The 18,117-nt window shown below is 71.5% G+C and carries 16 protein-coding genes and 1 pseudogene; 12 read left to right on the plus strand and 5 right to left on the minus strand.

Annotated features, from left to right (window positions below; translation table 11 throughout):
* Nucleotides 1-9 precede the first annotated feature (9 nt).
* The 3 genes from ACP7BP_RS10670 to ACP7BP_RS10680 are packed head-to-tail and all read left to right on the plus strand — an operon-like array spanning nucleotide 10 to nucleotide 4,136.
* Entirely contained in the window at nucleotides 10-450 is a 441-nt protein-coding gene (locus ACP7BP_RS10670) for a hypothetical protein (protein WP_426244574.1), read from the plus strand.
* Between the two features lie 9 nt (nucleotides 451-459).
* Nucleotides 460-1,341 (plus strand): diacylglycerol kinase, encoded by an 882-nt coding sequence (locus ACP7BP_RS10675; RefSeq protein WP_426244575.1) that lies wholly within the window; start codon nucleotides 460-462, stop codon nucleotides 1,339-1,341.
* Nucleotides 1,338-4,136, plus strand: coding sequence for a DEAD/DEAH box helicase (locus tag ACP7BP_RS10680; RefSeq protein ID WP_426244576.1), 2,799 nt, complete (start codon nucleotides 1,338-1,340; stop codon nucleotides 4,134-4,136). The genes ACP7BP_RS10675 and ACP7BP_RS10680 overlap by 4 nt, the downstream gene beginning before the upstream one ends.
* On the opposite strand, the gene ACP7BP_RS10685 is transcribed toward ACP7BP_RS10680, so the two are convergent.
* Together ACP7BP_RS10685 and ACP7BP_RS10690 are read right to left on the minus strand one after the other, a co-directional pair.
* Nucleotides 4,126-4,785: an SDR family oxidoreductase gene (locus tag ACP7BP_RS10685; RefSeq protein WP_426244577.1), complete on the minus strand. Its 660-nt coding sequence runs from the start codon at nucleotides 4,783-4,785 to the stop codon at nucleotides 4,126-4,128. The two genes, ACP7BP_RS10680 and ACP7BP_RS10685, sit on opposite strands and share 11 nt — an antisense overlap.
* A 22-nt stretch (nucleotides 4,786-4,807) precedes the next feature.
* A complete protein-coding gene (locus ACP7BP_RS10690; RefSeq protein WP_426244578.1) occupies nucleotides 4,808-5,752 on the minus strand; it encodes a 5'-3' exonuclease in 945 nt (314 codons plus the stop codon).
* A 35-nt stretch (nucleotides 5,753-5,787) separates the two neighbouring features.
* Here ACP7BP_RS10690 and ACP7BP_RS10695 point away from each other — a divergent pair, with 35 nt between their 5' ends.
* Nucleotides 5,788-6,240, plus strand: a complete 453-nt coding sequence (locus tag ACP7BP_RS10695) for an Lrp/AsnC family transcriptional regulator (RefSeq protein WP_426244579.1) — start codon at nucleotides 5,788-5,790, stop codon at nucleotides 6,238-6,240.
* 99 nt (nucleotides 6,241-6,339) lie between these two features.
* Here the strand turns inward: ACP7BP_RS10695 and ACP7BP_RS10700 are convergent, their stop codons facing one another.
* Entirely contained in the window at nucleotides 6,340-7,293 is a 954-nt protein-coding gene (locus ACP7BP_RS10700) for a type IV toxin-antitoxin system AbiEi family antitoxin domain-containing protein (protein WP_426244580.1), read from the minus strand.
* 174 nt (nucleotides 7,294-7,467) lie between these two features.
* Nucleotides 7,468-8,937, minus strand: a complete 1,470-nt coding sequence (locus ACP7BP_RS10705) for a KamA family radical SAM protein (RefSeq protein WP_426244581.1) — start codon at nucleotides 8,935-8,937, stop codon at nucleotides 7,468-7,470.
* Between the two features lie 151 nt (nucleotides 8,938-9,088).
* On the opposite strand from ACP7BP_RS10705, the gene ACP7BP_RS10710 reads away from it, so the two are divergent.
* The 8 genes from ACP7BP_RS10710 (at nucleotide 9,089) to ACP7BP_RS10745 (ending at nucleotide 17,577) form a co-directional block, all read left to right on the plus strand.
* Complete coding sequence (locus tag ACP7BP_RS10710; protein ID WP_426244582.1) at nucleotides 9,089-10,114, plus strand: L-erythro-3,5-diaminohexanoate dehydrogenase; 1,026 nt, start codon at nucleotides 9,089-9,091, stop codon at nucleotides 10,112-10,114.
* Nucleotides 10,111-11,625, plus strand: a complete 1,515-nt coding sequence (locus ACP7BP_RS10715; protein ID WP_426244583.1) for an amidohydrolase — start codon at nucleotides 10,111-10,113, stop codon at nucleotides 11,623-11,625. The genes ACP7BP_RS10710 and ACP7BP_RS10715 overlap by 4 nt, the downstream gene beginning before the upstream one ends.
* The gene (locus tag ACP7BP_RS10720) at nucleotides 11,622-13,196 is read left to right on the plus strand and encodes a lysine 5,6-aminomutase subunit alpha (protein ID WP_426244584.1); all 1,575 of its coding nucleotides are present in this window, start codon (nucleotides 11,622-11,624) and stop codon (nucleotides 13,194-13,196) included. Before ACP7BP_RS10715 ends, ACP7BP_RS10720 begins: the two co-directional genes overlap by 4 nt.
* Nucleotides 13,193-13,948, plus strand: a complete 756-nt coding sequence (locus ACP7BP_RS10725; protein WP_426244585.1) for an OAM dimerization domain-containing protein — start codon at nucleotides 13,193-13,195, stop codon at nucleotides 13,946-13,948. The genes ACP7BP_RS10720 and ACP7BP_RS10725 overlap by 4 nt, the downstream gene beginning before the upstream one ends.
* A complete protein-coding gene (locus ACP7BP_RS10730; protein ID WP_426244586.1) occupies nucleotides 13,948-14,343 on the plus strand; it encodes a hotdog domain-containing protein in 396 nt (131 codons plus the stop codon). Before ACP7BP_RS10725 ends, ACP7BP_RS10730 begins: the two co-directional genes overlap by 1 nt.
* Before the next feature lie 426 nt (nucleotides 14,344-14,769).
* Nucleotides 14,770-16,326, plus strand: a complete 1,557-nt coding sequence (gene lnt / locus ACP7BP_RS10735; RefSeq protein ID WP_426244587.1) for an apolipoprotein N-acyltransferase — start codon at nucleotides 14,770-14,772, stop codon at nucleotides 16,324-16,326.
* Nucleotides 16,323-17,096: a polyprenol monophosphomannose synthase gene (locus ACP7BP_RS10740; protein WP_426244588.1), complete on the plus strand. Its 774-nt coding sequence runs from the start codon at nucleotides 16,323-16,325 to the stop codon at nucleotides 17,094-17,096. The genes lnt and ACP7BP_RS10740 overlap by 4 nt, the downstream gene beginning before the upstream one ends.
* A gap of 7 nt (nucleotides 17,097-17,103) precedes the next feature.
* Nucleotides 17,104-17,577, plus strand: coding sequence for an FxsA family protein (locus ACP7BP_RS10745; RefSeq protein ID WP_426244589.1), 474 nt, complete (start codon nucleotides 17,104-17,106; stop codon nucleotides 17,575-17,577).
* Between the two features lie 46 nt (nucleotides 17,578-17,623).
* Here the strand turns inward: ACP7BP_RS10745 and ACP7BP_RS10750 are convergent.
* A pseudogene (locus tag ACP7BP_RS10750) lies at nucleotides 17,624-18,011 on the minus strand (RNA polymerase-binding protein RbpA).
* Nucleotides 18,012-18,117 lie beyond the last annotated feature (106 nt).

Raw genomic sequence — 18,117 nt, forward strand, 5'->3', positions numbered from 1 at the left:
GCTGACGTGGTGTCGCCTCCGCCGATCGTCCTCGTCGACCCGTTCGACCTGCCCGACTGGCTCGGGACCGGCGAGGTCACCTGGTCGGCTGACGCAGGTCTGCGCACCGGCCATCACGTCCGCGGCATCCTCACGTCCCCCGACGACGACCACCACCCGCTCGCCTGCGACCTGCTGGCCGTCGACGAGGCCTACCCCGCCCCGGTGACGTGCGACCGCAGCCGCGCGGCCGCGCACCAGGCCTGGCAGCACGGCCAGGTGCTCATCGGTCGGTACGACGACCGGCTGGTGCTCGCCGTACCCGGGACCGCGTTCGGTGCCGACCTCGTGCTCGACACCGTGAGCCGGCTGGCCAAGGCCGTGGGCGCGGCCCCGGAGCGCTTCGCCGCCCACCTGCGCATCGGCTCGCAGGCGCCGCGGCGAGCACGCCCACCGGGCACCGCCGGATAGGGTCGGGACGTGGCCGGCACCCCGCGCGAGATCGCGCTCCTCACCAACCCGTCGGCCGGCAGCGGCAGCGCCCAGCGCATCCGCGACGCAGCACTCGCCCGGCTGCGGGACGCCGGGTTCGCCGTCCGCAGCCTGCAGGGTGCCGACGCCGACGAGGCCCTGGACCTGGCCCGCTACTGCGTCCGCGACGGCGTCGAGGCCCTGGTCCTGTGCGGCGGCGACGGCCTGGTGCACCTGGGCGTGCAGGCCGTGGCCGGCACCGGGGTCCCGCTGGGCATCATCCCGGCCGGCACCGGCAACGACGTCGCCCGGTGCCTCGACCTTCCTCGGCGCGACCCGGTGGCCGCCGCCGACGTGGTCATCGCCTCCCGCACCCGCACCGTCGACCTGGCGCGCTGTGGCTCGAAGTACTTCGTCACGGTGCTGGCCGCCGGCTTCGACGCGGTGGTGAACGAGCGGGCCAACAAGATGACCTGGCCGCGTGGCCAGATGCGCTACAACCTGGCCACGCTGGCGGAGCTGCGCACCTTCGCCGCCCTGCCCTACACGCTCGAGCTCGACGGCGAGGTCGTCCACCGGGAGGCGGTGCTGGTCGCCGTGGGCAACGGGCCGTCGTACGGCGGGGGACTGCGCATGGCGGAGGGCGCGGTCCTCGACGACGGGCTGCTCGATGTCGTGATCGTCGGGAGGCTGAGCAAGGTGGGGCTGGTGCGCGCCTACCCGAAGCTCTTCAAGGGGACCCACGTCACCCTTCCCCAGTACGAGCACCACCGGGTCCGCACGGTCAGCGTGGCGGCGCCGGGCATCATGTCCTACGCCGACGGGGAGCGGTTCGGCGCCCTGCCATTGACGATCGAGAGCGCCCCCGGCGCGTTGAGGGTGCTTGCATGAGCGAACGTGATGAGAGCCAGCGGGGGCCAGCGGAGAAGTACGCGGCGTTCCAGCGTGATCGCAGGCACCCCGTCCTGACCGACTTCGTGGGCCAGTACGCCTTCCCGCTGGACGACTTCCAGCTGCGGGCCTGCCGCGAGATCGAGGACGGCAGGGGAGTGCTCGTGGCAGCGCCGACCGGCTCCGGGAAGACAGTGGTCGGCGAGTTCGCCGTGCACCTGGCGCTGGCGACCGGCCGCAAGTGCTTCTACACGACGCCGATCAAGGCGCTGTCGAACCAGAAGTACAACGACCTCGTCGCACGCTACGGCGCCGACCAGGTCGGGCTGCTGACCGGCGACAACACCGTCAACGGCGAGGCCCCGGTCGTGGTGATGACCACCGAGGTGCTGCGGAACATGCTGTACGCCGGCTCCCAGACGCTGCTGGGGCTCGGCTTCGTGGTGATGGACGAGGTGCACTACCTCGCCGACCGCATGCGGGGCGCCGTGTGGGAGGAGGTGATCATCCACCTGCCCGAGTCGGTGAGCGTGGTGTCGCTGTCGGCGACGGTGTCCAACGCCGAGGAGTTCGGCGAGTGGCTGGAGACGGTCCGCGGCGACACCACGACGATCGTCGAGGAGAAGCGGCCGGTGCCGCTGTTCCAGCACGTGATGGTCGGCCGACGGCTGCTCGACCTCTTCGCGTCCTCCGACGTCGACGCCTCCGCCGGGTTCGTCAAGGAGGGGGCGCCCGTCAACAACGAGCTGATGCGCATCGCCCGTGACGACTGGGCCAGCACCCGCATGAAGGACCGCCGATCCCCTCGCGACAAGCGACCCGGCCGAGGCAAGCAGGTGGGCAACGGCCGACGCGTGTGGATCCCGAGCCGCGTCGACGTCATCGACCGCCTCGACCGCGAGCGGCTGCTGCCCGCGATCGTGTTCATCTTCAGCCGGGTCGGCTGCGACGCGGCCGTGACCCAGTGCCTCAGCGCCAACGTCCGGCTGACCTCGCCCGAGGAGCGCGACACGATCCACGCGTACGTCGAGGAGCGCTGCCGCCACCTCGACGACGACGACCTCCACGTGCTCGGCTACCACGAGTTCCTGGACGGCCTGACCCGAGGCGTGGCCGCGCACCATGCGGGCATGCTGCCGGCGTTCAAGCAGTGCGTGGAGGAGCTCTACGTGCGCGGCCTCTGCAAGGTCGTCTTCGCCACCGAGACCCTGGCCCTCGGGATTAACATGCCCGCCCGCACGGTCGTCATCGAGAAGCTGTCGAAGTGGAACGGCGAGACGCACGCCGACATCACCCCCGGCGAGTACACCCAGCTGACCGGCCGGGCCGGCCGGCGTGGGCTGGACGTCGAGGGCCACGGCGTCGTCCTCTGGCAGCCGGGGATGAATCCTCGCGAGGTGGCCGGGCTGGCGTCTACGCGGACCTATCCGCTGCGGTCGTCGTTCCGGCCGTCGTACAACATGGCGGTCAACCTGGTGAACCAGTTCGGCCGTGAGCGGGCCCGGGCCACCCTGGAGCAGTCCTTCGCGCAGTTCCAGGCCGACAAGGCCGTCGTCGGCCTCGCCCGGCAGCTGCGCAAGAGCGAGGACGCCCTCGACGGGTACGCCGAGGCAGCGACCTGCCACCTCGGCGACTTCATGGAGTACGCCGCGCTGCGCCGACGCATCACCGACGTCGAGAAGGGCGCCGCCCGCTCCCGGCGCACCGACCGGCGTGACGAGGCAGCCGCCTCACTGGGCCGGCTGCGGCCGGGGGACATCATCGAGGTGCCGGCGGGGAAGTTCGCCGGCTTCGCCGTCGTCGTCGAGCCCGGCACAGCAGGCGACGGCGACCCGCGCCCGTACGTCGTGACCATGGACCGGCAGGCGAGGCGGCTCGCGATGATCGACTTCCCGGTGCCCGTGGAGTCGCTCGCGCGGCTGAAGGTCCCCAAGTCGTTCAACGGCCGCAACCCGCAGATGCGTCGCGACCTCTCCGCCGCGCTGCGCAGCCGCACCCACGACCTGACGCCCCCGTCGCGCCAGCGCGCGAGCCGGCACGACTCCCCGGTCGACGAGGCGACCGAGCGCGAGATCGCGGCGCTGCGCAGGCAGCTCAAGGAGCACCTCTGCCACCAGTGCCCCGAGCGGGAGGACCACGCCCGGTGGGCGGAGCGGTGGTTCAAGCTCGACCGCGACGCCCAGACGCTCAAGCGGCGGGTGGAGCAGCGCACCAACACCGTGGCCCGCACCTTCGATCGGGTCTGCGCGGTGCTGACGACGCTCGACTACCTCGACGCTGACGAGGTGACCGACCGCGGTCGCCACCTGATGCGCATCTACACCGACATGGACCTGGTGGCGGCGGAGTCCCTGCGCCACGGGCTGTGGGACGACCTGAGCCCCTCGGAGCTGGCGGCCGTGCTCTCGGTGCTGGTCTTCGAGGCCAGGCGCGCCGACGACGCGTCGTCGCCGCGGCTGCCGGGCGGGCCGGTGAAGGACGTCATCGGCGAGATGGTGCGGCTGTGGGCAGACCTGGACGCCCTCGAGCGGGAGCACAAGCTCGACTTCCTGCGCGAGCCCGACCTGGGATTCGCCTGGGCGGCCTACCGGTGGGCGGAGGGCGACGAGCTGGACGACGTCCTCGGAGGCACGTCGCTGGCCGCCGGCGACTTCGTGCGCTGGATGAAGCAGCTGCTCGACCTCACCGGCCAGGTGGCCGACGCGGCAGGCGACTCGCCCCTGCGAGGGGTCGCCCGGGACGCCGTACGCCGGCTGCGGCGCGGGATCGTGGCCTACTCGTCGCTCACCGACTGAGGACCGCCACCGCCTGGTCCACCGGGGTGTCGCCGCTGACCAGGTCCAGCTGGGCGCCGATGCCGGCACCGGTGTCGAGGACGGCGGCCACGACGGCGGCCACGTCGGCGCGAGGGATCTCCCGGCGAGCGATCGAAGGTCGAAGGTCGACCCGGCCCGTGGGCTGGTCGTCCGTGAGTCGTCCGGGCCGCAGGATGGTCCAGTCGAGCCCGCTGCCGCGCAGGGCGACATCGGCGTCGCGCTTGGCCTCGATGTACGCCTTCCAGACCGGCTCCGCATCGTCGCGCACGGGCTCGTCGACGCCGATGGCCGAGATCTGAACGACGCGCGAGATCCCGGCCCGTCGTGCGCCGTCGATGGTCTTGAGCGCCCCCTCGAGGTCGACGGTGCGCTTGCGGTCGATGTTGCCGTCGGGGCCGCCACCGGCCGCGAACACCACCGCGTGGCAGCCCTCGAAGGCGTGGGCGAACGCCGAGGCGTCGGCCTGCTCGATGTCGAGCAACCCGACCGCCGCGCCCACGGCCTCGAGCTCGGCGCGGTACTCGTCGCGGCGGACCAGCGCGAGCGGCTGGTGGCCCAGGGCGCCGAGCAGCGGGAGGAGATGACGGGCCACCTGTCCGTGGCCGCCGACGATCGCGATGCGGCTCATGAGCCCAGCGTAGGCCGCGCGACTACTCCTCGTCAGGGCCCTGCAGCGCCTGCACCAGCCGCACCGCGGAGCCGCCGAGGTCCCAGCGCTGGTCGAGCGCGACCACCTGGTCGGGGTCCCGCGGCGTGCGCGGCAGCCTGGCGTCGTACTCGCCGAGGTCGAGGTCGCGAACCACGGCCACCACCTGCGGAGCCACGGCGAGGTAGTCGGCCGCGGCCCTGATCTTGCCCCGCGGGCCGGGCGCCAGGTCGGAGTCGGGGTCCTCGGCGGCCGCGAGCACGCCGGGCACGTCGTGGAAGCGGCCGAGCAGGGTGGCGGCCGTCTTGTCGCCGACCCCCGCCACGCCCGGGAGGCCGTCGGAGCTGTCGCCGCGCAGCGTGGCGAAGTCGGCGTACTGGTTGGCATCGACGGCGTACTTCTCGCGCACGACCTGGTTGGTGACCTTCTCGTGGCGGCCGACGCCGCGCGCGATGTAGAGCACGCGCACCTCGGCCTCGTCGTCGACGAGCTGGAAGAGGTCGCGGTCGCCCGTGACGATGTCGACGGGCATGCCTGCGTCGGTGGCGAGGGTGCCGATCACGTCGTCGGCCTCGTGGTGGTCGGCGCCCACGACGCAGATGCCGTAGGCGGCGAGCACGTCGAGAATGATCGGGATCTGGGCCTCGAGCGGGTCGGGCACCACCTCGACGTCCGGGATGCCCGCGGGCCGGGGTGCCTCGACCCGGTGCGCCTTGTACGTCGGAAGCAGGTCGACGCGCCACTGAGGCCGCCAGTCGTTGTCCCAGCAGCAGACCAGGTGGGTCGGGTGGTACTCGCCGACGAGCCGGCTGATGAAGTCCATCAGCCCACGCACCGCGTTGACCGGTGTGCCGTCGGGGGCGCGCACCGTGTCGGGCACGCCGAAGAAGGCCCGGAAGTAGAGGGACGCGGTGTCGAGCAGCATGAGGCGGGGAGCGGGAGAGGTCACGGCGCGATCCTGCCACGTACCACTACCCTCTCGGGATGAGCACGAGCGAGGTCGAGGCCACCGATCGCCACATCCTGACCCTGCTGGGCGCCGACGGCCGGATGTCGTTCACCGACCTCGGCAAGGCGACCGGCCTCTCGACCTCGGCGGTGCACCAGCGCGTGAAGCGGCTCGAGGCGCGCGGCCTCATCAAGGGGTACGCCGCCTTGGTCGACCACAACGAGCTCGGCCTGTCGCTGACAGCGTTCATCTCGATCCGGCCCATCGACCCCTCGCAACCCGACGACTCGCCCGAGCGGCTGCGCGACCTCCCCGGCATCGAGTCGTGCTGGTCGGTCGCAGGCGAGGAGTCCTACATCCTCAAGGTGCGCGTCGGCACGCCGCTGGACCTCGAGGAGCTGCTCGCCCGGATCCGCGCCGCCGCGAACGTCTCCACCCGCACCACCATCGTGCTCTCCACGCCGTACGAGAACCGGCCGGTGGGGTGAGGGTGGTCTCTTGGAGTCACCGGATATCCGGTGACTCCAAGGGTTCGAGGCCTCAGGGATGGGCACAAACCCCACGACACGCCCTCGAAGGTGCGTCTGTCACGCTCCCAGCGGTCGGCGCGACTCGAGCATTCGCCTGATCCGACTCGCAATGAGGGAGGGGTTGTCGAGATCGGCCCAGCCGATCCGGAGGCAGACCCAGCCGGTGAGCTGACAGATGCGCTCCTCGCGACTCTTCTCGCGCATGAGGAACGCCTCCAGGGTCTCTCCAGCACGGCGAAAGCGGGCGTACTTCTCCCTGCCGTCGAACTCCAAGAAGACACCGAACTCCGGCCAAGCGAAGTCCACGCGTGCGAACGCCCGGCCCTGCTCATCGGTGATGACCACCTGCGCAGAAGGACGGGGAAGGTGCTGGGTGAAGCACATGTAGTCGACCCGCGACTCCCCAGCCGACTCGACGAGTGGGTTCGCGAGGCGGAGGACAAGGTCCGTTGAGAGGCTGCGAGGCCAGTAGCGAAGGTCATGCGCCAGACCGGAGAACTCCTCGAGCGTCATGGCGCGGTCGTGCAGCAGGGCGTTGACCGACACCAGCGCCGACTCGACGTCCGTCATGGTGGTCACCTCCACGGCGGACCGCGCCGCGATGGTCACCGGCACCCCGTTCACGATCTCGACGTGTTCGGGCGGCAGCACACCACGGTGCGGCGCCTTGCCGGATTCTCGGCGGCCGCCCCTGCCGTCGGCCCGAGTCGTGTGCACGTGGGTCAACGGCACTCCCCACACCGGTCCGCCCCGCTCGATGACCGAGGAGACGTGACTCAGAACGGCGGTCGGATGAGACGTGCGGAGAACGGCACGACACAGCACCCGGTGGCGGTCCGCGACGGACAGGGAGCGCCACAGGTCCCCTGCGACGTACGCCCCGAACCGCACGCGGTGCCAGAGCCCGCTCCGCACGTTCGCTGCGATGGCGGCGTCGGAGTATCCCGCCGCGGCGAGCTCACGACGGAGGAAGACGACCCCTTGGAGATCTACCGGCTGAGATTGGCTCATACGTGCACGATGCCCAGGACCCCGGTGCCACGAACCCTGCGTCCTGCGGCCTGTGGATAGGCCGGGTGGCTCTGGAGATTCGGAACTTTGAGTGGTCCTCCCGGGGTTCGTGGCCATTGCGATGGGCACGAACCCCGGAAGTCACCGGATATCCGGTGACCGCAGACGGCCCCCTCAGTACGCCTGCAGCGCCGCCGTACGCCGCGACGCCTCGGCGACCTCCGCAGCCTTGAGAGCCGACTCGTCGAGGCGGCCGTGCTCGGCCCACCACCGCTGGCCGGCCTCGGGGAGCGTGTGGATCGGGTCGTAGTACTCGTAGGTGCGGGTGAGCGCCTCGGGGTCGGCGGCCTCGATGGACGTGCGGTAGTTCTTGGTCCAGTAGGAGATGCCGCGCTCGGTGTCGTAGTCGGTGAGCTGGTGCACCCAGCGCTTGCCGACGAACGGCACGTCGCAGACGATGCGCGGCGTCGCGAAGCCCGGCAGGTAGCCCATGATGTGGTGCTGCAGCCGCTGGGCGTCGGCGACCGAGACCCGCCAGTGCTCGGAGTACGGGATCATGTCGCACATGTAGAAGTAGTACGGCATGATCTGCGCGCCATCGAGCAGGTTGAAGCACAGGTCCAGCAGGGCGTGCGGGTCGGCGTTCACCCCGTTGAGAAGCACGCCCTGGTTGCGTACGTCGCGCAGGCCGGCCTGCAGCATCGCGTTGCTCGCCTCGGCGACCAGCGGGGTGATGGAGTTCGCGTGGTTGGCGTGGGTGTGCATCGCCAGCGAGACGCCCCGGGAGCGGGCCAGCGTCGCCACCCGGGTGACGCCCTCGACGACGTCGGGCTGCAGCCAGTGCTGCGGCAGGCCGACCAGGGCCTTGGTGGCGAGCCGGATGTCGCGGATGTTCTCGACCTCCAGCAGCGAGATGAGGAACGACTCCAGCCGGGGCCACGGCATGTTCGCCACGTCACCGCCGGAGACCACGACGTCACGCACCGACGGGGTGCGCTTTAGGTAGTCGATCATGTCGCCGAGCCGGTCGTTGGGCTTGCCGGCGAACTTCAGCTTCTCGATGACCGGCGTCGAGTTGCCGACGAGGTCCATCCGCGTGCAGTGCCCGCAGTACTGCGGGCAGGTCGGCAGCAGCTCGGCGAGCACCTTGGTGGGGTAGCGGTGCGTGAGGCCCTCGGCGACCCACATGTCGTGCTCGTGCAGCGAGTCGCGGGTGGCGTGCGGGTGCGACGCCCAGTCGGTACGACGGTCGCTGAGCACAGGGATCATGTAGTGCCGCACAGGGTCGGCGTAGAACGCGTCCGTCAGCGAGCCGGGCCCGGCGGGTGCAGCCTGCGGGACCATCGTGTTCATCATCTGCGGGGGCACCAGCATGGACATGGTGGCCCGCTCGGCCTGGTCGCGCTCCAGGTCGGCGTAGAAGGTCTCGTCGACGAGGTCGCCCAGCAGCTCGCGCAGCTGCTTGACGTTCTTGACGCAGTGGGCCCGCTGCCACTGCACCGACGCCCACTCCTCGGCCGTGACGTCGCGCCAGCCGGGGAAGCGGGTCCAGTCGGGCTCGACCAGCTCGGCCCGCGTGTAGGGATAGGGCTGCGCTGAGTCCCGCCAGGAATCAACAGGGTGGGCGGCCGTCTCGATGCTCATGCGATGCTCCCGGGGACTCGGGTGGGTGGTCGGCGTGTGCGTTTGTGCCGTGCACCACGGCTCTGCCAGAGTAGACGACAGATCCTCCGGCATGCACATCACCACACCGGAGTATTTCCTGCGAATGTCACTTGGAAGTGGAGGATGAGCCGTGGCCAGCGATCCCACCGGCCTGCACCGGGTGCTCGACGACCGCGCCGTCCTGCCCCAGGCCGCCGCGCGTCTCGAGACCCGCCGCGAGCTCTGGCCCGACGAGGTCCGGATCCGCGTCGAGAAGCTCAACCTCGACGCCGCGTCGTACCGCCAGCTCGAGCGCACGCATGCCGGGCAGGGCGACGCGATCCGCGCCGCCGTCCTCGACATCGTCGCGGCGCGCGGCAAGATGCAGAACCCCGAGACCGGCTCCGGCGGCATGCTCGTGGGAGTGGTGGAGGAGGTCGGTCCGGAGTCCCCGCTCGGCCTGGCCGTGGGTGACCGCGTCGCCACGCTCGTCTCGCTGACCCTCACGCCGCTCGTCATCGAGGACGGTCTGCGCGATTGGGACGGCCTCTCCGAGCAGGTGCCATGCGACGGGTACGCCGTCCTGTTCGGCCGGTCCATCGCTGCGGTCATCCCCGAGGACCTCCCGCGCGACCTCGCCCTCTCGGTCATGGACGTGTGCGGTGCGCCGGCGCTGACGGCCCGCGTGGTCAAGCAGTACGCCGACCCGGTGGTCGCGGTCGTCGGCGCGGCCGGCAAGTCCGGCTCGCTCAGCCTGGCGGCCGCGCGCGAAGCCGGCGCCTCCCGCACCGTCGGCGTGGTGCCCCACGAGCGCGAGGCGGCGTTGTTGGAGGACGCCGGCCTCGCCGACGTGGTCACGGTCGCCGACGCGCGAGACCCCGTCGCGCTCCGGGACGCGGTGGTCGCTGCCGGCGGACCTGCCCACGTCACGATCGTCTGCGTGGACGTCCCCGGCTGCGAGGGCGGTGCGATCCTGGCCACCGCCGAGCGGGGCACGGTCATCTTCTTCTCCATGGCGACGTCGTTCTCGGCGGCGGCACTGGGCGCCGAGGGCGTCGCAGCCGACGTCACCATGCTGGTGGGCAACGGCTACGTGCCCGGGCACGCCGCCTACGCCATGGACCTGCTGCGCGAGCACGACGGAGTCCGCGCACTCTTTGAGGGCAGGCACGCATGAGGACCCTCCTCCGCAACGGCCGGGTGCTGGGCGCCGGAGCCACCGCGGTGGCCGTCGACGGCGACACGATCGCCTGGGTGGGCGACGATCCCGCCGCCTGGGATGGCGCTGACGAGGTCGTCGACGTCGAGGGAGCGCTGATCACGCCGGCGTTCGTCGACTCCCACGTCCACGCGGTGCGCACCGGCTTCGCCCTCACCCAGCTCGACCTCTCCGTCGCGACCAGCAGCGAGCACGCCCTCGACCTGCTGTCGTCGTACGCCGCGGCGCATCCCCGGGACCTGCTCGTCGGGAACGGCTGGGACGAGTCGCGCTGGCCGGTCGCCGAGCCGCCCACGGCCGACCAGGTCGAGCGGGCCGTGCCCGGTCGCGAGGTCTACCTAGCCCGCATCGACGGTCACTCCGCAGTGGTCTCCCACTCCTTCGCCGCGACGATCCGCGACCTCGAGACGGCCATCGGCTGGGCTCCCGACGGCCGGGTCGAGCGCGACGCCCACCATGTCGTCCGCGATGCACTCGCCGAGCGCACCTCCGACGAGCAGCGCCTGGCCGCGGCCCGCGTGGCGTGCGGTGAGCTGGCGCGGCACGGCTTCGCGGGCTTCCACGAGATCGCCGCACCCCACATCGGGCCGGAGTCCGAGATCGCCCTGGTGCGCCAGGCAGCCGCAGAGCGCGGGCTGATCGCCACGCTCTACTGGGGCCAGGCGGGCGTGGTCGAGAAGGCCCGCGCCCTCGGCGTACGCGGGCTCGCCGGCGACCTCAACGCCGACGGTGCGCTCGGCTCCCGCACGGCGGCCCTCACCTCGCCGTACGACGACGCGCACGCGCACTGCGGCCACGGCTACCTCACACCGGAGCAGATCGGCGACCACGTCGTCGAGTGCAGCCGGGCCGGGCTGCAGGCCGGCTTCCACTGCATCGGCGACGCCGCGATGGACGCCGTCGCCGACGGCTTCGAGCTGGCCGCCCGCACCCTCGGCGTCGACACCCTGGTCGGCCACCGGCACCGCCTCGAGCACGTCGAGATGCCCTCGGCGCGCGTCATCGAGGTGCTCGGCCGCCTCGGGGTGGTCGCCAGTGTCCAGCCGATGTTCGACGCCCTGTGGGGCGGTCCGAACGGCATGTACGCCGACCGGCTGGGGGAGCGGTGGCGCGGCATGAACCCGCTCCGGGACCTCGCTGCGGCCACCCGGCTCTCGTTCGGCTCCGACTCGCCCGTCACGTCTCTCGGTCCCTGGGCCGCGGTGCGCGCCGCGTGCTACCACCACGACGAGCAGCAGCGACTCGACACCACCACCGCGTTCGCCGCGCACACCGCCGGCGGCTGGTTCGCCGGCGGCGACGACGCGTCCGGCAGCATCGAGGTCGGCAAGCGCGCCGACCTGGCCGCGTGGGACGTCCCGGGCGGCCTCGGCCCCGACGGCTGGCCGATGCTGCATCCCGACCTGCCCCTGCCTGCCGCGCGGCGTACTCTCGCCTCCGGCGCCACGATCTGGAAGGCGAACCCGTGAGCGGCAAGCTCAAGCTCGACCCGGCCCAGGTGCGCGAGGCACGCGCGCTCGCCCGCACCGTCGGCCGTCCGATCGTCAATGTCGCCAAGCGGCACACGACCGTCTCGGTGGAGCGCGCGACCCTGCGGCTGGCCGGGCTCGAGGGTGCCGACGCCGACGGCATCCCGTGGGTCAACCGGCTCACCGACGCGGTCCGTGCCGACCTGCACGACGACGGCGGGCTCGCCCACGGCATCGCGCTGCCGGTGTGGGACGCGCTGGTCCGCGGCGAGGCCGACGACCTGGCGACGCTGGCCCAGAAGGCCGGCGCCGGGTCCGTGCGCTTCCGGCTGCCCGAGGGCAAGGACGCCACCAGGGCGCGGGCGGCGTCCCGCAAGTCCGTAGGGGCCGGCATTCGCAGGATCGACGCTCGCCGTACGGAGCGGGAGCGTCTCATCAAGCGCATCGGCGACGCCCCGCGCACGCCGTGGATCTACCTCATCGTCGCGACGGGCGACATCTACGAGGACATCCCGCAGGCCCAGGCCGCCGCCCGCGCGGGCGCCGACGTCATCGCGGTCATCCGCAGCACCGGCCAGAGCCTGCTCGACTACGTGCCCGAGGGAGCGACCCGCGAGGGCTTCGCCGGCACCTACGCCACCCAGGAGAACTTCCGCCTGATGCGCGCGGCCCTCGACGAGACCAGCAAGGAGCTGGGCCGCTACGTGCGGCTCACCAATTACGCCTCGGGCCTGTGCATGCCGGAGATCGCGGCACTGGCCGGCCTGCAGCGTCTCGACATGATGCTCAACGACTCGATGTACGGCATCCTCTTCCGCGACATCAACCCGATCCGCACGTTCGTCGACCAGCGCTTCAGCCGGCAGGTCCACGCTCGCGCCGGCATCATCATCAACACCGGCGAGGACAACTACCTCACCACCGCCGACGCTGTCGACGCCGCGCACACGGTCACCACCAGCCAGCTCCTCAACGAGTACTTCGCCAAGGAGGCCGGCCTCGAGGACTGGCAGCTCGGCCTCGGCCACGCGTTCGAGATCGACCCCGACGTGCCCGACTCCTTCCGCCTCGAGCTCGCGCACGCGATGCTGGCGCGCGACCTCTTCCCGAAGGCCCCGCTGAAGTGGATGCCGCCGACCCGGCACATGACCGGCGACGTGTTCCGCGGCTACCTGCTCGACGGCTTCTTCAACCTCGTGGGCGCACTCACCGGTCAGGGGATCCTCCTCGTCGGCATGATGACCGAGGCGGTCGTGACGCCGTGGCTCTCCGACCGGGACCTGGCCCTGCAGAACGTCCGCTACGTCATGAACGCCGCGGGCAACCTGCACGAGGACTTCAACCCGGACCCCCAGGGCTTCATCGGCCGTCGAGCCCGCCAGGTGCTGGGGGAGTCGATCGGCCTCCTGCAGGACATCAAGGGGCACGAGAACGGCCTGCTCGACGCCATCGCCGACGGCACGTTCGGACTGATGAAGCGCCCCGCCCACAAGGGCCGCGGCCTCGACGGCGTCGCCAAGAAGGCCAAGGACTACTACAACCCGGCCAGCGAGATCCTGGAGGAGCGATGAGCGGTCACATCATCCGCCCGTACGGCGACACGACGGGCGACGGGATGGTGCAGGTGTCGTTCACCCTGCCGATGCGGCACTCCAAGGTGGCCGAGGGCGCGGCCGCCCAGCTGGCCCAGAAGATGGGCATCGACCCGGCACTGGTCGTGCACGCCAAGCCGATGGGCGACGACTTCACGTTCTTCGTCGTCTACGGCCGGGTCAACCACCTGGTCGACACCTCCGTCGTCGAGGTCATGGAGCGCGACTACCCGCTGCTGACCCCCAAGGAGGCCAATGCCGCCATCAAGCGTGCGATGCGTCGCCGCCTGGTGGTCGTCGGAGGCTGCATCGGCACCGATGCCCACACCGTCGGCATCGACGCGATCCTCAACATCAAGGGCTTCGCGGGCGAGAAGGGCCTCGAGTACTACCGCGAGCTCAAGGTCGTCAACCTCGGTGCGCAGGTGAGCGTGCCGCAGCTCGTCGAGGCGGCCCGCGAGGAGAAGGCGGACGCCGTACTCGTCTCCCAGGTGGTGACCCAGCGCGACGCCCACCTGCTCAACACCCGGGAGATGTCGGCGGCGTTCCGCGAGGCCTACCCCTCGGCCACCCGGCCGCTGCTGGTGGTGGGCGGCCCGCGCTTCGACGAGACGATGGCCGACGAGCTCGGCGTCGACCGGGTCTTCAGCCGCGGTACGACGCCCGGCGAGGTGGCGTCCTACCTCGTGCACCGGTTGACCCTCACACAGCCCGAGAAGAAGGTGTCCTGATGTCCGCAACAATCGGCGAACGCGTCGTCCACCGTCGTTACGTGCCCTACTCCCACGCCCACTACGCCGGCAACCTCGTCGACGGCGCCTACTCGCTGGGCCTCTTCGGCGACGTCGCCACCGAGATGTGCATCCGCACCGACGGCGACGAGGGCCTCTTCGCGTCGTACTCCGACGTGCAGTTCCGCGCACCGGTGATCGCGGGCGACGTCCTCGAGGTCACGTGCGAGCTGGTCAGGGCCGGCACCCGCTCCCGGGTCATGGAGTTCGCCGTGTACGTCGTCGCGCGCGGGGCCGCCACCGAGGGCGCTCCGGGTGCCGCGAGCGTGCTCGACGAGCCGCTGCTGGCGACGTCGGCGACCGGCACCGTCGTCGTACCTGCGGTGTCGGCCTGACCGTGTCTGGACCACCCTCGTCGGCGTGTCGTGCGGGACACGCCGCGAGGGTCGAAACCGGACCCGGCAATTGGTCCGCCCGGCCCGCGCGCTGACCTGCGCAGACACGCGTTGGTGCAGGTCAGCGAGAGGTTGACAGCACCAGGCTCAAGGACCGAGGGTTCCGGGGTCCGCCTGTGCAGATCGTGGCCTGCGGACCGACAACCGAGTGGTCGTGTTGGTGGGTGTGGAGCCAGCGCTCGCCCGACCCGGTTCACGGAGGTCGGTCCCGCACCACGGGGGCGACGACGGAAGGGGCTTCAGCTCCGTAGACAACAGCGCGGCGCCGGCATCCAGTCCGCTCCGGGTTGGTTCGAAGGGTTCGGGCCCCTTCCGTCGACTGCATCGGATGCCGCGTGCCAGCCACTCCTTCGGTAGCGTTGCCCCGTGCTGCTCCGGAGTCTCGCCGCCTTGCTCGGCGGCGTGCTCCTGGCCCTGGCGTTCGAGCCCGTCGGGCTCGCCGTGCTCATCCCGCTGTCGGTGGCGGTGCTCGTGTGCTGCGTGCACGGTCAGCCGGCCCGGCGTGCGTGGCTGCCGACCCTGCTGTTCGGCGGCGCCTTCTGCTTCGTGCTGATGTTCTGGATGCGCTCCGTCGGACCCGACGCGTGGCTGTCGCTCGCCGCCCTGGAGACCGCCTTCTTCGCCCCGCTGGGTGCCGCCCTGGCGTGGCTGATGCGCCTGCGCTGGTGGCCGCTGTGGACGGCCTGCGCCTGGGTCGGGGTCGAGACCATCCGCGGGGGCTGGCCCGTCGGGGGGATGCCGTGGGGACGGCTGTCCTACGCCGTCGCCGGTACGCCGTGGGCCGAGGCGCTGCCCTGGCTCGGCTTCTCCGGGGTGAGCCTCCTGCTGGCCGTCAGCGGCACGATGCTCGGCTGGCTGGTGCTGGGCGGGTGGCGGCGGCCACGAGCCGCTCTGCTGGCTCTCGCGGCCGTGCTCGTGCCCGTCACAGCGGCCGCGGTGGCGACGTACTCGACGGAGCCTGCCGGGCGGACCACCGTGGCGGTCGTGCAGGGCAACCTCCCGGGCACGGGCAACGACCTGGTCGCCGTGCACCGCGACGTGACCCGTAACCAGGTCGAGGCCACCGTCGCCCTGGCCGACCGGGTTTCCAGCGGCGAGGTCGCGGCACCCGACTTCGTCATCTGGCCGGAGAACTCCACCGCGGTGGACCCCTTCTTGGACCCCGAGGCCAACCGCGGGATCCTCGAGGCCGTCGGAGCCGTGGGCGTGCCGGTGCTGGTCGGGGGGATCGTCGACGCCCCGGACCAGGACGAGGTCCTCAACCAGGGCATCGTGTGGGATCCGACGACCGGGGGAGGGGACCGCTACACCAAGCGCCACCCGGTGCCCTTCGGTGAGTACATCCCGTGGCGCGACACCGTCTTCAAGGGCAACTTCGGCAAGCTGCGGCTGATCCCGCGCGACATGGCCCAGGGCACCCGTCGGGAGCCGCTGCGCATCGGCGGCGTCCTGGTGGCCGACGCCATCTGCTTCGACGTGGCCTACGACGACGGCATCCACGACCAGGTGGCCCGGGGCGGCCAGCTGCTCACGGTGCAGACCAGCAACGCGAGCTTCATGGGGACCTCGCAGATCGAGCAGCAGTTCGAGATCACCCGGCTCCGGGCCATGGAGACGGGGCGGTACGTCGCCGTAGCCGCCGTCAACGGCGTCTCGGGCATCATCGACCCCGACGGGCAGGTCCTGGAGTCCGCGGGAGCCCGCACCCAGCAGGTGCTCGTGCGCGAGGTCGGCCTCCGCGCCGGGCTCACCCCCGCCGTCCGGATGGGGTCGTGGCCGGGGCGGGTCTGCCTGGCGCTGGCTCTGGTCGCGCTGCTCTTCTCCGCCCGCAGACCGCGGCGCGCCGCCACTCGCCGGACCGCCGAGCAGGCGGGGGACACGACCCCGGAACCCGCCAGAGACGCGGCCGGGAATCCCGCATGACCGCGCCGACCGAGGGCCGCACCGTGATGGTGGTGCCGACGTACGACGAGGCCGAGAACCTCGAGTGGATCATCGGGCGGCTGCGCGCGGCGCAGCCCGACGTCGACGTGATCGTGGTCGACGACGGCTCGCCCGACGGGACCGGGAGGATCGCTGACTCGCTGGCCGCGCACGACCCGGCGATCCGCGTCGTCCACCGCAGGGAGAAGGCGGGCCTCGGCGCGGCGTACCTCCACGGCTTCCGGGTCGCACTCGACGGCGGCTACGACGTCGTCGGGGAGATGGACGCCGACGGCTCGCACCAGCCCGAGCAGCTGCACCGGCTGGTGGAGGCGCTCGCCGACGCCGACCTCGTCATCGGCTCGCGCTACGTCCCGGGCGGCTCGATCATCAACTGGCCACGCTCGCGCGAGCTGCTGTCGCGCGCGGGGAACCTCTACGTCCGCCTGCTGGTCGGGATGCCCGTGCGGGACGCCACCGCCGGGTTCCGGCTCTTCCGGCGGCACGCCCTCGAGGCCGTCGACCTCGACAGCGTGACGTCTACGGGCTACGTCTTCCAGACCGACCTCACGCACCGCGTGCTGGCCGCCGGGCTTCGGGTGCGTGAGGTGCCCATCGACTTCGTCGAGCGGGTGCGCGGCCACTCCAAGATGACCGGTCAGGTCGCGGTCGAGTCGCTGAGGAAGATCACGATCTGGGGCCTCACCGATCGCCGCGCCCAGCTGCGGCGCTGGCTCGGAGGTCGCCGCGTTTCACGTCGTGCACCATGATGGGAGCGTGACTCGCCGCCGCATCCCGCTGTGGATGCTCTTCGTCGCCCTCGTGGTCGTGCCGCTGGCGGAGATCTACGTGCTGATCCAGGTCGGCCAGGTGATCGGTGCGTGGTGGACGATCGCGCTGCTGATCGCCGACAGCGTGCTGGGTGGCTGGCTCATCCGGCGCGAGGGGGCCCGCGCCTGGCGCGCCCTCCGGTCGGCGCTCGAGTCCGGGCGGATGCCGGCCCGCGAGCTCGCTGACGGGGCGCTCATCGTCTTCGGCGGCGCGCTGATGCTGAGCCCGGGGTTCGTCACCGACCTGCTCGGCATCCTGCTCATCCTGCCGCTCACCCGGCCGGTGGCCCGGCGGATGCTGACCACGGCCCTCTCCCGACGGCTGCTCGCCGCCGGCGTACCCCCTCAGGGTCCGGCCGGCCGCCCCCACACAGCACAAGGCCCCGGACCTGTGGTCCGGGGCGATGTGGTGGACGACTGAGCCGCGCGGTCTGATCTCGGGGACCGGGCCTCGCGGCCGGCACGTCTCAGGCCGACTTGACCCGCTTCTTCGAGTTGGCGCGGTGCAGGTGTGCTGGGCCGATCTCGCCGCCACGCAGCAGCTCCAGACGCTCCTTGAGGATGTCCTCGAGCTCCTTCTCGGAGCGACGCTCGAGCAGCATGTCCCAGTGGGTTCGCGCCGGCTTCTCGACCTTCTCCTCCTTGGCGATGCCGTCGACGCTCAGCCCTTCGCCGCCGCACCGCGGGCACTCCCACGTCGCGGGGATGTCGGCCTCGACCGACATCGTGATCTCGAACGTGTGTCCCAAGCTGACAGCGATAACCGACCTGCTGACGAGCCGCGAACTCGATCCCGCGCTCGTCCTCGAAACTTTGCCCGCCGAGCCTCGCGCCACGCAATGTGCGCTCCGCCATTGAGCCACCTCCAGACAGTTGCTTCCCGGGTACGGGAATGGGACGGCCCAGTTGGGGTTTCATGACGCCGCGTGGTGGCGGCGCCGACCGTCCTTTAGCCTTCAAC

The sequence above is a fragment of the Nocardioides sp. LHG3406-4 genome, from assembly GCF_049897745.1.
Taxonomy (GTDB): Bacteria; Actinomycetota; Actinomycetes; order Propionibacteriales; family Nocardioidaceae; genus Nocardioides.

What these genes read in the sequence shown, in the direction of transcription:
- ACP7BP_RS10680 (WP_426244576.1), top strand. Translation starts at nt 1,338, where the DNA reads ATGAGCGAACGTGATGAGAGCCAGCGGGGGCCAGCGGAGAAGTACGCG.
- ACP7BP_RS10685 (WP_426244577.1), bottom strand. Translation starts at nt 4,785, where the DNA reads ATGAGCCGCATCGCGATCGTCGGCGGCCACGGACAGGTGGCCCGTCAT.
- ACP7BP_RS10695 (WP_426244579.1), top strand. Translation starts at nt 5,788, where the DNA reads ATGAGCACGAGCGAGGTCGAGGCCACCGATCGCCACATCCTGACCCTG.
- ACP7BP_RS10700 (WP_426244580.1), bottom strand. Translation starts at nt 7,293, where the DNA reads ATGAGCCAATCTCAGCCGGTAGATCTCCAAGGGGTCGTCTTCCTCCGT.
- ACP7BP_RS10705 (WP_426244581.1), bottom strand. Translation starts at nt 8,937, where the DNA reads ATGAGCATCGAGACGGCCGCCCACCCTGTTGATTCCTGGCGGGACTCA.
- ACP7BP_RS10715 (WP_426244583.1), top strand. Translation starts at nt 10,111, where the DNA reads ATGAGGACCCTCCTCCGCAACGGCCGGGTGCTGGGCGCCGGAGCCACC.
- ACP7BP_RS10725 (WP_426244585.1), top strand. Translation starts at nt 13,193, where the DNA reads ATGAGCGGTCACATCATCCGCCCGTACGGCGACACGACGGGCGACGGG.
- ACP7BP_RS10730 (WP_426244586.1), top strand. Translation starts at nt 13,948, where the DNA reads ATGTCCGCAACAATCGGCGAACGCGTCGTCCACCGTCGTTACGTGCCC.
- ACP7BP_RS10740 (WP_426244588.1), top strand. Translation starts at nt 16,323, where the DNA reads ATGACCGCGCCGACCGAGGGCCGCACCGTGATGGTGGTGCCGACGTAC.